The 14525-nt window shown below is 60.9% G+C and carries 12 protein-coding genes; 3 read left to right on the forward strand and 9 right to left on the reverse strand.

Annotation, left to right across the window (positions count from 1 at the left end):
- Positions 1–138 precede the first annotated feature (138 nt).
- Positions 139–501: a hypothetical protein gene (locus PSH59_RS23800; protein ID WP_248080387.1), complete on the forward strand. Its 363-nt coding sequence runs from the start codon at positions 139–141 to the stop codon at positions 499–501.
- A gap of 40 nt (positions 502–541) precedes the next feature.
- Here PSH59_RS23800 and fdhA read toward each other — a convergent pair whose 3' ends face one another.
- From fdhA to PSH59_RS23840, 8 genes are all read right to left on the reverse strand, one after another.
- Positions 542–1741, reverse strand: coding sequence for a formaldehyde dehydrogenase, glutathione-independent (fdhA, locus tag PSH59_RS23805; RefSeq protein ID WP_005792122.1), 1200 nt, complete (start codon positions 1739–1741; stop codon positions 542–544).
- Between the two features lie 175 nt (positions 1742–1916).
- On the reverse strand, positions 1917–2774 hold the full coding sequence (purU, locus tag PSH59_RS23810; RefSeq protein ID WP_034101145.1) for a formyltetrahydrofolate deformylase: 858 nt from the start codon (positions 2772–2774) through the stop codon (positions 1917–1919).
- Positions 2775–2896: 122 nt separating this feature from the next.
- Positions 2897–3532, reverse strand: a complete 636-nt coding sequence (locus tag PSH59_RS23815; protein WP_305393802.1) for a sarcosine oxidase subunit gamma — start codon at positions 3530–3532, stop codon at positions 2897–2899.
- 79 nt (positions 3533–3611) lie between these two features.
- On the reverse strand, positions 3612–6629 hold the full coding sequence (locus PSH59_RS23820; protein WP_305393803.1) for a sarcosine oxidase subunit alpha: 3018 nt from the start codon (positions 6627–6629) through the stop codon (positions 3612–3614).
- Positions 6626–6928: a sarcosine oxidase subunit delta gene (locus tag PSH59_RS23825; protein WP_003194855.1), complete on the reverse strand. Its 303-nt coding sequence runs from the start codon at positions 6926–6928 to the stop codon at positions 6626–6628. The genes PSH59_RS23820 and PSH59_RS23825 overlap by 4 nt, the downstream gene beginning before the upstream one ends.
- Positions 6929–6942: 14 nt before the next feature.
- Complete coding sequence (locus PSH59_RS23830) at positions 6943–8193, reverse strand: sarcosine oxidase subunit beta (RefSeq protein ID WP_010207084.1); 1251 nt, start codon at positions 8191–8193, stop codon at positions 6943–6945.
- A 23-nt stretch (positions 8194–8216) separates the two neighbouring features.
- Positions 8217–9470 carry a serine hydroxymethyltransferase gene (gene glyA / locus PSH59_RS23835; RefSeq protein WP_248080390.1) on the reverse strand — a complete coding sequence of 418 codons (1254 nt, stop codon included), beginning with the start codon at positions 9468–9470 and terminating at the stop codon, positions 8217–8219.
- Between the two features lie 154 nt (positions 9471–9624).
- Positions 9625–10353: a TraX family protein gene (locus PSH59_RS23840; protein WP_305393804.1), complete on the reverse strand. Its 729-nt coding sequence runs from the start codon at positions 10351–10353 to the stop codon at positions 9625–9627.
- A gap of 90 nt (positions 10354–10443) precedes the next feature.
- Here PSH59_RS23840 and PSH59_RS23845 point away from each other — a divergent pair, with 90 nt between their 5' ends.
- Positions 10444–11484, forward strand: coding sequence for a low specificity L-threonine aldolase (locus tag PSH59_RS23845; protein WP_017738442.1), 1041 nt, complete (start codon positions 10444–10446; stop codon positions 11482–11484).
- A gap of 419 nt (positions 11485–11903) precedes the next feature.
- Positions 11904–12437, forward strand: coding sequence for a transposase (locus tag PSH59_RS23850; RefSeq protein WP_305393805.1), 534 nt, complete (start codon positions 11904–11906; stop codon positions 12435–12437).
- A gap of 909 nt (positions 12438–13346) precedes the next feature.
- Here the strand turns inward: PSH59_RS23850 and gbcB are convergent.
- Positions 13347–14447 carry a hybrid-cluster NAD(P)-dependent oxidoreductase gene (gene gbcB / locus PSH59_RS23855; protein WP_248080394.1) on the reverse strand — a complete coding sequence of 367 codons (1101 nt, stop codon included), beginning with the start codon at positions 14445–14447 and terminating at the stop codon, positions 13347–13349.
- Between the last annotated feature and the right edge of the window lie 78 nt (positions 14448–14525).

Below are 14525 nucleotides of genomic sequence, written 5' to 3' on the forward strand. Positions count from 1 at the left end.
ACGGCTGCCGTTTTTTGAAAGCGCCTATGGCTCAGCAGTCGAAAAATAGCGGCCTACTTCAGACTATCCTTAGGCAAGGTTGGAAGCGCTACAGGGGAATTTGCAGGTAAATTTCTCTACAAGACGGCGGAGGATTGAATGTACTCGGAATATTTTGTGTTGGGCTCAAGCCTTCTCTTGCTACTGAGCTTTCCGATCGTATTTTCTGCCATGTTCAAAAAGCTCGACGCAGCAGAACATTATGTGAAGTACAGCACCTTTATCGCCGTGAATAGAAATATTGTGCGACGGGGACCTTTTGAAGGCAGACCGGCACGCGTATTTGCCATGGCGCTCATTATTCTGATTCCAAAGATATGTCAATGGAGGCATTTGGTACTGGTTGAGGACGTTGAAAAAATTCCCCGGCACCTTAAGTACTGGATGGTCATACCGACAATCGTCACCGTCCTCGCCGTTGCAGGTTTGATCATCAGTTGGTTTCTAATAAACGACCAATAAAAGGACGACCCGCAGGTCGCCCTTTTCATTTGCCCGGCGCTTACGCCGCGCTGAACAACTTATGCGGATCAATTACAAACTTCTTCGGCACGCCCGCATCGAACTCGCCATAGCCACGTGGCGCGTCGTCCAGGCTGATGACCTGCACACCGACGATTTCGGCAATGTTGATACGGTCCCACATGATCGCCTGCATCAGTTGGCGGTTGTACTTCATCACTGGGGTCTGCCCGGTGTGGAAGCTGTGGGATTTGGCCCAGCCCAGGCCGAAACGGATGCTCAGGCTGCCCATTTTTGCCGCCGCATCGACGGCACCTGGGTCTTCGGTCACGTACAGGCCGGGGATACCGATTTTGCCGGCGACGCGCACAACACCCATCAGCGAGTTGAGCACGGTGGCCGGCGCTTCGGCCTTGACGCCATCGTGGCCGTGGCCGCGTGCTTCAAACCCTACGCAGTCAACCGCGCAATCCACTTCCGGCTCGCCGAGCAGTGCGGCGATTTGTTCGTGCAGCGGAGTGTCGGTGGAAAGGTCGACGATTTCAAACCCTTGCGCCTTGGCGTGGGCCAAGCGGATGGAGTTGACGTCGCCGATGATCACCACGGCTGCGCCCAGCAAACGTGCTGACGCGGCAGCGGCCAGGCCGACTGGGCCGGCACCTGCGATGTACACGGTGCTGCCAGGGCCAACGCCGGCGGTGACGGCGCCGTGGTAACCGGTTGGGAGAATGTCGGAGAGGCAGGTCAGGTCACGGATTTTCTCCATGGCCTTGTCGCGGTCCGGCAGTTTGAGCAGGTTGAAGTCGGCGTACGGTACCAGCACGTATTCGGCCTGGCCGCCGGTCCAGTCGCCCATGTCGACATAGCCGTAGGCGCCACCGGCACGGGCCGGGTTGACGGTGAGACATACGCCGGTGTGTTGCTCTTTGCACGAACGGCAGCGGCCGCACGCGACGTTGAAGGGAACAGACACCAGATCGCCGATCTTCAGGTTTTCGACGTCGCTGCCCTTCTCGATCACTTCACCAGTGATCTCGTGACCGAGCACCAGGCCGGTCTGGGCAGTGGTGCGGCCGCGCACCATGTGTTGGTCGGAGCCGCAGATGTTGGTGGAGACCACGCGCAGGATGACGCCGTGCTCGATCTTCCTGCCACGGGGGTCCTGCATTTTGGGATAGTCGATTTTCTGTACTTCGACCTTGCCGTTGCCGAGATACACGACACCACGATTACCAGACATGCTTTCACCTCGCTGTTGTTTTTATGGAACCGCGTCGCCCAGGCAGGCAGCGCGTTAAGTGCTCGGGTACAGATGCTGTTTCTTGTGTTGCTGCTGATCGCCTCATCGCGGGCCGTCCGGTTCCCACAGAGCCATGCATTGCACATGTGGGGGCTGGATTGCCGGCGATAGCGATCTAAAGAACGACGGTGCGATTGGCGTTCAGAAACACCCGCCGCTCAATGTGATACCCAACCGCACGCGCCAATGTCAGCCCTTCGATATCCCGCCCCTTGGCAATCAAGTCCTCGGGATAGTGGCTGTGATCCACCACTTCCACGCCTTGGGCGATGATCGGGCCTTCATCCAAGTCGTTGTTGATGTAGTGCGCCGTGGCGCCCACCAGTTTCACCCCCTTGTTGTAGGCCTGGTGATAGGGCTTGGCGCCCTTGAAACCCGGCAGCAACGAGTGGTGAATATTGATGGCCTTGCCGTCGAGCTTGCGGCACAGCTCCGGCGACAGCACTTGCATGTAACGCGCAAGGATCACCAGTTCCGCGCCGGTGTCTTCCACCACTTGCCACACTTGACGCTCCTGGGACGGTTTGTCGTTAGGGTCGAGGGGGAAATGGTAGTAGGGAATCTGGTGCCAGTCGGCCAAAGGTTTCAGATCGGGGTGGTTGGACACCACCGCGACCACGTCCATCGATAGCTGGCCGATGCGCTGACGGTACAGCAGGTCATTCAGGCAGTGATCGGCCTTGGAGACCATGATCACCACTTTTGGCCGGTAGTTCGGCGCCGTCAGCTCGAAGATCATCCCAAAGGCCTCGCCGCGCGCGGCCAGGCCATCGCGGAAAGCCTGTTCGTCAAAGCCATCGGGCTGACGGAATTCCACCCGAATGAAAAACCGGCCGGAGAGGCGGTCGTCGAACGAATGGTGTTCGGTGACGTAGCAACCCTGCTCGAACAGGTAGCGGGTGACCGCATCCACCGTGCCGAGCACGCTGGGGCAGTCGGCAGTCAAAATCCATGTATCAGGTGCGCGGCTCATGGGTCACTCCTCAGGCTGATCGTTCCCACGCTCTGCGTGGGCATGCCGCCATGGACGCTCTGCGTCCGCTCTTGGGACGCCGAGCGTCCCGGAATGCATTCCCACGCCGAGCGTGGGAACGATCATTGTGCGACGACACTCAGACCGAACTCGGCCGAAGCGTCCTGCAACCACAACCACCAGTAATCCGAGAAGCTGCGACGGATCAACAGCTCCCACGTGTCTTCGGCGGTGTGGCGGATCACCAGTTGCGATTTGGCGAACACCGTGCCCACCGCCTTGCCCACCGGGAAGTTGTTGGGGTGGACGTCGTAGCTGGTGGACTTCATCAGCACGTCACGCACGTTCGGGCCGCTGAGTTCGAGGATCTGCTGGCCGCCACTGACGTTGACGATCTGGATGTGCAAGTCACCCAGAGCGGCACGCAGGTTCTGCTCGGCGGCGAACTCTTCACCACTCGGCACGATTAACAGCCACTCATCCGGGCCGAGCCATTGCAGGCTGGTTTCACCCTTGACGATGACGGTCAGAGCGCCAGGCAGCTCGATGCCCAGGGCCTTGTGCACGCCGGCGGCGAACGCTGCATCGTGGCCATCGCCACGAATGGTCAGGTGGCCGAGGAGTTTCTTTTCACGCACGGTGACGCCGGCGTTCTTGCGACCCTTGCCGACCAGGCTGGCGAGGTCGGCATGATGCAGCGACGACTCGGCCTTGGCCCCTGTGGTTGGGCGTTGTTGGTATACGTTGGCTGCTGTCATGGAGCACCTGTTCTGAATTCTGGGGTGACTGTTCTGGCCTGCATCGGGGGCAAGCCCCGGATGCAGGCGACTCGGTCCATCAGATGTTCTGGCGATCACCCTTTGGATCGAAGAACACCGAAGACACAATCTCGGCCTCGATCACACTGCCGTCGGCCTGCGGTGAGAACACCCGCTCGCCGATGCGCTTCAAGCCGCCTTTAACCACGCCCATGGCAAACGAGTAGCCCAGGGAGTTGTGCGCATAACTTGAGGTGACGTGACCGACCATCTTCATCGGGATCGTTTGCTTCGGATCGAACACCAACTGCGCGCCCTCGGGCAGCCATACGTTTGGATCGACCGGCTTGAGGCCCACCAGTTGCTTACGCTCTTCGCGCACGCAATCTTCACGGTTCATCCCGCGCCAGCCGATCCATGAGAACGGCTTGGTACGGCCTACGCACCAGCCCATGTTCAGGTCGTCCGGGGTCATCGAGCCGTCGGTGTCCTGACCGACGATGATGAAGCCCTTCTCGGCCCGCAGCACGTGCATGGTTTCGGTGCCGTACGGGGTCAGGTTGTACTGCTTGCCGGCCTCGACGATTTTTTCCAGCACGCCCATGGCGTAATCGGCCTGCACGTTGACTTCGTACGACAGCTCACCGGTAAACGAAATCCGGAACACCCGCGCCGGCACCCCGCCCACCAGGCCTTCTTTCCAGGTCATGAACGGGAAGCCGTCCTTGTCCAGGTCGATGTCGGTGACTTCCGCCAGCAGCTTGCGGCTGTTGGGGCCGGACAGGGTCATGGTGGCCCAGTGGTCGGTGACCGAGGTGAAGTACACCTTGAGGTCTGGCCATTCGGTCTGTTGGTAGATTTCCAGCCACTGCAGAACGCGAGCCGCGCCGCCGGTGGTGGTGGTCATCAGGAAGTGGTTATCGGCCAGACAGGCGGTTACGCCGTCGTCGAAGACCATGCCGTCTTCCTTGCACATCAGGCCGTAACGCGCCTTGCCCACATCGAGCTTGGTCCAGGCGTTGGTGTAGATGCGGTTGAGGAACTCGCGGGCATCCGGGCCTTGAATGTCGATCTTGCCGAGGGTGGACGCATCCAGCAGGCCGACGCTGTCACGCACCGCCAGGCACTCGCGTTTGACGGCGGCGTGCAGGTCTTCACCGTTACGAGGGAAGTACCACGGACGTTTCCACTGGCCGACGTCTTCAAACTCGGCGCCGTTCTTGACGTGCCAGGCGTGCAGCGCGGTGTAGCGTACCGGTTCGAAGATGTGCCCACAGTGACGGCCCGCCACCGCACCGAAGGTCACCGGCGTGTAGTTGGGACGGAACATGGTGGTGCCCATCTGCGGGATGGTCACGTTCAGCGAGCGGGCGGCAATGGCCAGGCCGTTGACGTTGCCCAGCTTGCCCTGGTCGGTACCAAAACCCAGCGCGGTGTAGCGTTTGACGTGTTCAACCGACTCGAAACCTTCGCGGGTCGCCAGTTCGATGGCGGCAGCGGTGACGTCGTTCTGCAGGTCGACGAATTGCTTCGGCGCCCGTGCAGTCGGCTTGTCGTGCGGCACCTGGTAGATCGCCAGCGTAGGCTCTTCCAGACGGCTCAAGGCCTTTGGCAAGGTGCCTTCCACGGGGGCAAAACCGGCTTCGCTGGCTGCGCGCACGCCGCCTTCGAAACCATCGGCCAGGGAATCGCCAAGGCCGTAGACACCGTTGATACCCCCGACGCACACGCGTTTCTGTGGTGCTTCACCCGGCACGAAACCGAGGATGTCTTCACGCCAGATCGGCTTGCCACCCAAGTGCGAGGCCAAGTGGACCACCGGGCTGTAGCCGCCGGAACTGGCCACGAGGTCGCAGTCCAGCCATTCGCCGGGGCTGGTGACTTTGTGCGCTTTGACATCGATCGCGGCCACGCGGGCGGCCGTCACGTGCTTGCTGCCACGGGCCTCGACCACGGCGCTGCCAGTGAGGATACGAATGCCTTTGGCACGGGCTTCTTCCACCAGCGCGCCGCGCGGGTTGTGACGTACGTCGGCCACGGCCACCACCTGCAGACCGGCATCGAACCAGTCCAGCGCAACGCGGTAGGCGTGGTCGTTGTTGGTCGACAGCACCAGCTTCTTGCCCGGCGCCACGCCATAACGGCGCACGTAGGTGGAAACCGCACCGGCCAGCATGTTGCCCGGCACATCGTTGTTGCCGTACACCAGCGGACGCTCGCACGCACCGGTGGCCAGCACCACACGCTTGGCGCGCACACGGTGGATACGCTGACGCACCACACCGATCGGCGCACGGTCACCGAGGTGATCGGTGAGACGCTCGTGAATGGTCAGGAAGTTATGGTCGTGATAGCCGTTAACGGTGGCGCGAGGCAGCAGCACCACGTCCGGCAGGCTTTTCAATTCGGCGATGACGCTGGCGACCCACTCGGTCGCCGGTTTGCCGTCGAGGCTTTCGCGGGAATCGAGCAGCGAACCGCCGAACTCTTCCTGCTCATCGGCGATGATCACACGGGCTCCGCTGCGCGCAGCCGCCAATGCCGCCGCCAGGCCGGCAGGGCCTGCGCCCACCACCAGCACGTCGCAGTGACGGTTGAAGTTGTCATAGGTGTCCGGGTCGTTCTCGGTCGGCGAGCGGCCCAGGCCTGCGGCCTTACGGATGTACTTCTCGTACGTCATCCAGAACGATTGCGGGTACATGAAAGTTTTGTAGTAGAAGCCCGGCGGCATAAGCTTGCCGCCGACCTTGCCGAGAATCCCCATCATGTCGTTGTTGACGCTCGGCCAGCCATTGGTGCTGGTGGCGACCAGGCCTTGGTACAGCGCCTGTTGCGTGGCGCGCACGTTGGGGATCTGGGTGGCTTCGGTGGCGCCGATCTGCAGCACAGCGTTCGGCTCTTCGGCACCGGCGGCGAAGATGCCGCGTGGGCGCGAATATTTGAAGCTGCGGCCAATGATGTCGACGCCGTTGGCCAGCAGGGCTGCGGCCAGGGTGTCGCCTTCAAAACCCTTGTAGCTCTGGCCGTTGAAGCTGAAGGTCAGGACTTTATTACGGTCGATCCGGCCACCGTTGGACAGGCGATTGATCTGGCTCATACCTTCTCTCCAGAGGCCTTGGCGGTGAACTGAGGCTTCTCACCGATCTTGTAGGTTTCAAGAATTTCGTAGGTCACAGTGTCGCGGGTGGCGTTGAAATACTGACGGCAACCGGCGGCATGAATCCACAGCTCGTGATGCAGGCCGCGCGGGTTATCGCGGAAAAACATGTAGTCGCCCCACTGCTCGTCGGTGCAGGCATTCGGGTCCAGCGGGCGCGGGATATGCGCTTGGCCGGACGCGTGGAATTCCTCTTCGGAGCGCAGTTCGCCACAGTGAGGACAGAAGATATGCAACATAGGAATTTCTCCTGTTAGTGGGCGACAGCCGCAGCGCCGTGTTCGTCGATCAACGCACCGTTGTGGAAACGGTCGATGGAGAAAGGTGCAGCCAATGGGTGCATTTCACCCTTGGCGAGGCTCGCGGCAAATACGTTGCCTGAACCTGGGGTGGCCTTGAAGCCACCGGTACCCCAACCGCAGTTGAAGAACATGTTCGGCACCGGGGTCTTGGAGATGATCGGGCACGCGTCCGGCGTGGTGTCGACGATGCCGCCCCACTGACGGTTCATGCGCACGCGCGACAGCACGGGGAACATCTCGACGATGGCCTGGATGGTGTGCTCGATCACCGGGTACGAACCGCGCTGGCCGTAGCCGTTGTAGCCGTCGATACCGGCGCCGATCACCAAGTCGCCCTTGTCGGACTGGCTGATGTAACCGTGCACGGCGTTGGACATGATCACGCTGTCGATAATCGGCTTGATCGGTTCAGAGACCAACGCTTGCAGCGGGTGGGATTCGATCGGCAGGCGGAAGCCCGCCAGCGATGCCATGTGCCCGGAGTTACCGGCCGTGACCACACCGACGCGTTTGGCGCCGATGAAGCCTTTGTTGGTTTCCACGCCGATGCACACGCCGTTTTCCTTGCGGAAGCCGATCACTTCGGTCTGCTGGATCAAGTCCACACCGAGGGCGTCGGCGGCGCGGGCAAAGCCCCAGGCCACGGCATCGTGACGGGCCACGCCGCCGCGACGTTGCACGGTGGCGCCGAGCACCGGGTAGCGGGTGTTCTTCGAGCAGTCCAGGTACGGAATCTCGTCGGCCACTTGCTTGGCGTTGAGCAGCTCGCCATCCACGCCGTTGAGGCGGTTGGCACTCACGCGACGCTCGGAATCACGGATGTCTTGCAGGGTGTGGCACAGGTTGTACACGCCACGCTGGGAGAACATCACGTTGTAGTTGAGGTCCTGGGACAGGCCTTCCCACAGCTTCATCGCGTGTTCATACAGGTGCGCCGACTCATCCCACAGGTAGTTGGATCGCACGATGGTGGTGTTGCGCGCGGTGTTACCGCCGCCCAGCCAGCCCTTCTCGACCACGGCCACATTGGTGATGCCATGTTCTTTGGCCAAGTAGTAAGCCGTCGCCAGACCATGCCCGCCACCGCCGACGATGACCACGTCGTAGACCTTTTTCGGGGTCGGCGTGCGCCACATCTTCTGCCAGTTTTCGTGATGGCTGAGGGAGTGCTTGAAGAGGCCGAAGCCCGAGTAGCGTTGCATAGTCATTACTCCAAAAACCGCACTCAGCGATAAACCGGGAAATCAGCGCACAGGGCAGACACATGCTTGGCGACGTTGGCCTCCACATCGGCGTCGCCGAGGTTGTCGAGGATGTCGCAGATCCAGCCGGCCAGTTCGATGCACTGCGGTACTTTGAAACCACGCGTGGTCACCGCTGGGGTGCCGATGCGCAGGCCCGAGGTCACGAATGGCGACTGCGGGTCATTCGGCACGGCGTTCTTGTTGACGGTGATGTGGGCGCGCCCCAGCGCAGCGTCCGCCTCTTTGCCGGTCAGGCCCTGACGGATCAGGCTGACCAGGAACAGGTGGTTATCGGTGCCGCCGGACACTACATCGTAGCCGCGTTTGATAAATACGCTGGCCATCGCCTGGGCGTTATCGATCACCTGTTGCTGATACGCCTTGAAACCCGGCTCCAGCGCTTCCTTGAAGCACACCGCCTTGCCGGCGATGACGTGCATCAGCGGGCCGCCCTGGGCGCCAGGGAATACGGCGGCGTTGAGTTTCTTTTCAATGGCTTCGTTGGCCTTGGCCAGGATCAGCCCGCCACGTGGACCGCGCAGGGTCTTGTGGGTGGTGGTGGTGACCACATCGGCGTACGGCAGCGGGTTCGGGTACAGACCGGCAGCCACCAGACCGGCGACGTGGGCCATGTCGACGAACAGCAGCGCGCCCACCTTGTCTGCGATTGCGCGAAAACGCGGAAAATCCAGGGTCTTGGAGTAGGCGGAAAAACCGGCCACAACCATCTTCGGCTTGTGCTCAACGGCCAGGCGCTCGACCTCGTCGTAGTCGATCAGGCCGGTGTCGGTGTTGATGCCGTATTGCACCGCGTTGTACAGCTTGCCCGAGGACGACACTTTGGCGCCGTGGGTCAGGTGACCGCCGTGGGCCAGGCTCATGCCCAGGATGGTGTCGCCTGCGTTGATCAGCGCCAGGTACACCGCGCTGTTGGCGGACGAACCGGAGTGCGGTTGCACGTTGGCGTAATCGGCGCCGAACAGCTGCTTGGCGCGTTCGATGGCCAGGGCTTCAACCTTGTCCACGTGCTCGCAACCGCCGTAGTAGCGCTTGCCTGGGTAACCTTCGGCGTATTTGTTGGTGAGGCCGCTGCCTTGCGCTTCCATCACACGTTTGCTGGTGTAGTTCTCTGACGCGATCAGCTCGATATGATCTTCCTGACGCTGCTCCTCGGCATTCATCGCCGCCAGCAGTGCATCGTCATAACCCTGGATCTGGTCTTTCTTGCTGAACATCGCGTCTCTCCCAGCCTTTCGTATTGTTGAGGCCCGTCGCAGGGCCCTTTGATGCGATGGTAGGGCTGGCGCTGGTAGATCAAATGCCTGCGCACGCCACGCAAAGGTGCGTTTACGACATTGGTTGAGAGATGCGAAATAAATGTGGCCGGGGTCAGGCGATGATTCGGCGGACCAGCAGCAGCAGGATGAAATGCAGTGGGTATAAGGCATACGCCCAGCGGCGCATCGGCGGTGGCGAGACATTTTTGGCGTGTCGCAATAAGACCAATCCCGCCAATGGCGCGATCAGGCACGCGCCCAACCCCAACAGCGCTACAGGCGTGCCGCTATTGAGCAGGATTTGCCATTGGTTGGCGGCCACACAGACCCCTCCAGGCAACACACTGAAATACCACGGCCGACTGAACACCAGCAGCAGGGCCAACGGCAGCAATACACCGAAAAATCCGAACATCAGTTGGGCCGAAAATACGGCGCCCGTCACTACGGCGATTAACGCCAATCCCCGATCAATCAACGCTTTTTGCTGCCAGCCTCGCGCAACCAGCAGCCCCAGCGCCAAGGTTGGCAATACATTCAACGTATCGGCATCCTCGATAAACAACCGATACGGCACTTCGCTGATCACGCTGAACAGCAGCAGCCAGCCCAGGTAACGCCAGTGCCCGCTGACGGCCGCGTGCCTGGCGCGGTGCAGGTTTGCCGCAATCGCCAGGCAAAACCATGGGAACGCCAGGCGCCCCGGTACGTACAGGCCATCCAGGCTCAAGCCGACATAGCGCAGGTGGTCCAGCAGCATGCTCAGCAACGCCAGCCACTTGAGCAGATCCAGCGCGCCATCACGGACGCGTCCGACAGGCATCGTTGCAGTACCGTGCATAATTCCCCACTGACTTTGCATTTACAGCGCGTGCGCGCCCCTCACAATCTTGGTTAAAGTGCGCACCAACATCGACCACAGGAATGGGCCATGACTGACAAGAGCCAACAATTCGCCAGCGACAACTATTCGGGCATCTGTCCGGAAGCCTGGGCCGCCATGGAACAAGCCAACCAGGGCCACCAGCGCGCCTATGGCGATGACGAATGGACCCACCGCGCCGCCGACGGTTTCCGCAACCTGTTCGAAACCGACTGCGAAGTGTTCTTCGCCTTCAACGGCACGGCGGCCAACTCACTGGCGCTGTCGTCTTTGTGCCAGAGCTACCATAGCGTGATTTGCTCGGAGACCGCTCACGTTGAAACCGACGAATGCGGCGCGCCGGAGTTTTTCTCCAACGGTTCCAAGCTGCTCACCGCCCGCACCGAAAACGGCAAGCTGACCCCCGAATCAATCCGTGAGATCGCGCTCAAGCGCCAGGACATCCACTACCCCAAGCCGCGCGTAGTGACCCTGACCCAGGCCACTGAAGTCGGCAGCGTGTACACCCCGGAAGAAATCCGTGCGATCAGCGCCACCTGCAAAGAACTGGGCCTGAACCTGCACATGGACGGCGCGCGCTTCTCCAACGCCTGCGCGTTCCTCGGCTGCTCGCCGGCCGACCTGACCTGGAAAGCCGGTGTCGACGTGTTGTGCTTTGGCGGCACCAAGAACGGCATGGCGGTGGGTGAGGCGATTCTGTTCTTCAACCATAAACTGGCCGAAGACTTCGATTACCGCTGCAAACAGGCTGGCCAGCTGGCCTCGAAAATGCGCTTTTTGTCGGCTCCGTGGGTGGGCCTGCTGGAAAACGACGCCTGGCTCAAGCACGCCCGCCACGCCAACCACTGCGCACAGCTGCTGAGCAGCCTGGTGGCGGATATTCCCGGCGTGGAATTGATGTTCCCGGTGCAGGCCAACGGCGTATTCCTGCAACTGTCGGAACCGGCCATCGCGGCGCTGACGGCCAAAGGCTGGCGCTTCTACACCTTCATCGGTAAGGGTGGGGCACGGTTTATGTGTGCGTGGGATACCGAGGAAGAGCGGGTAAGAGAATTAGCGGCTGATATTCGGGAAGTGATGGGCGCTTGAACCTGGCGAACACTGGCGGATTGCCGAGTCTGTCATTTGATATTTCTGCCAGCAGCGCACTGTGTTTTCATTGACTAGCCTCTTGGAGCCCGAAAGGAAAAGGCCGCTGCAGTGGCCTTCTTTCGGGATAACCGCCTGCCGAACCAGTCGGCTGGAAACGGAAATCCAGAAGAGAGCCAAACCCATGGAATATCAAAGCAACGGCACCACCCTGCAAAGCGACGACACTATCCGCAGCCATCGAGGACGCTGCGAATCTACGACAAAGCCTCTGAACTGACAGCACCAGGCCAGCACTTCGTTGTGCATAGTTACGTCCAGTAACCGTTAACGCTCGCCTCGGAGACTCATGACCTCCGACGCCGATCATTCCCAGGACGCTCCGCGTCCAAGCCTCCCCCCGATTCAGGGACCTACCCATGGGCAGAAGCCGCTACGCCATCACAGAGCCCGAAAAGCCGCACTTTCTGACCTGTACCGTTCTGGAATGGCTCCCGCTGTTTACCCGCGATTACATCGTGGGACATCTCCTGGAGTGCTGGCGTTATCAACAACGCCACACAGACTTAAACCTTTATGGCTACGTCATCCTCGAAAACCACTTGCATTTCGTTGCCCAGGCACCTGACCTGGGCAAGTGTGTCAGCCAATTCAAATCCTTCACCGCCCGCACCATCATTGACGACCTACAGACCAGGGGCGCAGAGCGTGTTTTGCAGCGTTTGCGTTTCAGCAAACGCGCACACAAGAAAGATCGTGCCTATCAACTTTGGCAGGAAGGGTCACATGCCGAACTGGTCTACAGCGAGGCCGTCATGCGGCAAAAGCTTGATTACATCCATCACAACCCGGTCAAGCGAGGGTATGTAGATCTCGCCGAGCACTGGCGGTACTCAAGTGCGCGCAACTATGCAGGAATGAAGGGGCTTATAGAGATTCAGCCCTGGTTCTGATGCGCGCTTGCACCGAGGCGGGACGCGGAGCGTCCCAAGAGGCATTCCCACGCGGAGCGTGGGAACGAGCGGCGGACCTACAGATTGTTCCCATGCTCCGCGTGGGAATACAGCCCGCGACGCTCTGCGTTGCATCGTACACGGACATGGACGCTTGCCACCGATCGCCGGACGCGGAGCGTCCCAGGAGGCATTCCCACGCGGAGCATGGGAACGAGCGGTGGGCTACAGATTGTTCCCGCGCTCCGCGTGGGAATACAGCCAGCGACGCTCTGCGTCGCACCGCACTCGGACACGGACATGGACGCTTGCCAAGATCGCCGGACGCGGAGCGTCCCAGGAGGCATTCCCACGCGGAGCGTGGGAACGAGTGGCGGGCTACAGATTGTTCCCATGCTCCGCGTGGGAATACAGCCCGCGACGCTCTGCGTTGCACCGGACATGGAAATGGATGCTTGCCAAGATCGCCGGACGCGGAGCGTCCCAGGAGGCATTCCCACGCGGAGCATGGGAACGAGCGGTGGGCTACAGATTGTTCCCGCGCTCCGCGTGGGAATACAGCCCGCGACGCTCTGCGTTGCACCGGACATGGAAATGGATGCTTGCCAAGATCGCCGGACGCGGAGCGTCCCAGGAGGCGTTCCCACGCAGAGCATGGGAACGAGCGGTGGGCTACAGATTGTTCCCGCGCTCCGCGTGGGAATACAGCCAGCGACGCTCTGCGTCGCACCGCACTCGGACATGGCCGATTGCCACCGATAGCCGGACGCGGAGCGTCCCAGGAGGCATTCCCACGCGGAGCATGGGAACGAGCGGTGGGCTACAGATTGTTCCCGCGCTCCGCCTGGGAATACAGCCCGCGACGCTCTGCGTCGCATCGCACTCGGACATGGATGCTTCGAGCGGTGGTCAGAATTCGATACGCACATCACCCTTCGGCACGCTGCAGCACGACAGGATGTAGCCCTCGGCTTCGTCTTCCTCGGTGATCCCGCCGTTGTGCTCCATTTCCACCTCCCCGCCCAGCTTCATCACCTTGCACGTCCCGCAGATGCCCATGCCGCAGGCTTTGGGAATCATCAGCCCCAGCTTGGCCGCCGCCGCATGCACGGTTTCGCCTGGTGCCACGCGAATGCTCTTGCCCGATGCAATGAACTCCACCTGATGCAGGTCCGCCAGGTCGACTTCCGGCGCATCCGCCGCTTGCTCGGCTTGCTCCACCGCGTCGGCCCGCGCTTCCGGCGGCGTGGCGCCGAAGGACTCCTCGTGATAGCGCGCCATATCGAAACCCGCTGCTTCCAGCAGACGCTTCACTGCACTCATGTACGGCGTCGGACCGCAGCAGAACACTTCGCGCTCAAGGAAGTCGGGCACCATCAATTCGAGCATCTTGTGATTCAGGTAACCGCGATACCCCGCCCACGGCTCGCCCAGACCATGCTTCTCGCAGATCAGGTGCAGGCTGAAGTTGTCGATCCGCGACGCCATATGCTCCAGTTCGCGGTGGTAGATGATGTCTTTGGGCGAGCGGGCGCTGTGGACAAACGTCATGTCGACATTGGCGTTGGTGTCGTAGAACCAACGCGCCATGGACATCACCGGCGTGATGCCGACGCCGCCGCTGAGGTACAGGACCTTTGGGCTGGGGAAGTCGATGGCGTTGAACAACCCGACCGGCCCGTGCACCGCCAACTCCTGGCCTTCGTGCAGAGTGTCGTGCAGCCAGTTGGAAACTTTGCCGCCGGGCACACGCTTGATCGTCACAGAAAAGCTGTAAGGCACCGAAGGCGAGCTGGAAATGGTGTACGAGCGCATGATCGGCTGGCCTTCGATTTCCAGCTCCAGGGTGACAAATTGCCCGGGCTTGAAAAAGAACAGGATCGGCTGGTCAGCCATGAAGCAAAAGGTGCGCACGTCCCAGGTTTCCTGGATGACTTTGACGCAACGGACGATGTGCCGACCATTGGCCCAGGTCTGGGTCGTGACTGGATTCAGGAAACTATTGGACATGCTGATTCTCCACTGCCGATGTTCGGCTTTATGGTGGCGATTCTGCGTAACGCGAGAACCACCCACTTACCTATCTGC

The sequence above is a fragment of the Pseudomonas sp. FP2309 genome, from assembly GCF_030687575.1.
In the GTDB taxonomy this organism is placed as follows: domain Bacteria; phylum Pseudomonadota; class Gammaproteobacteria; order Pseudomonadales; family Pseudomonadaceae; genus Aquipseudomonas.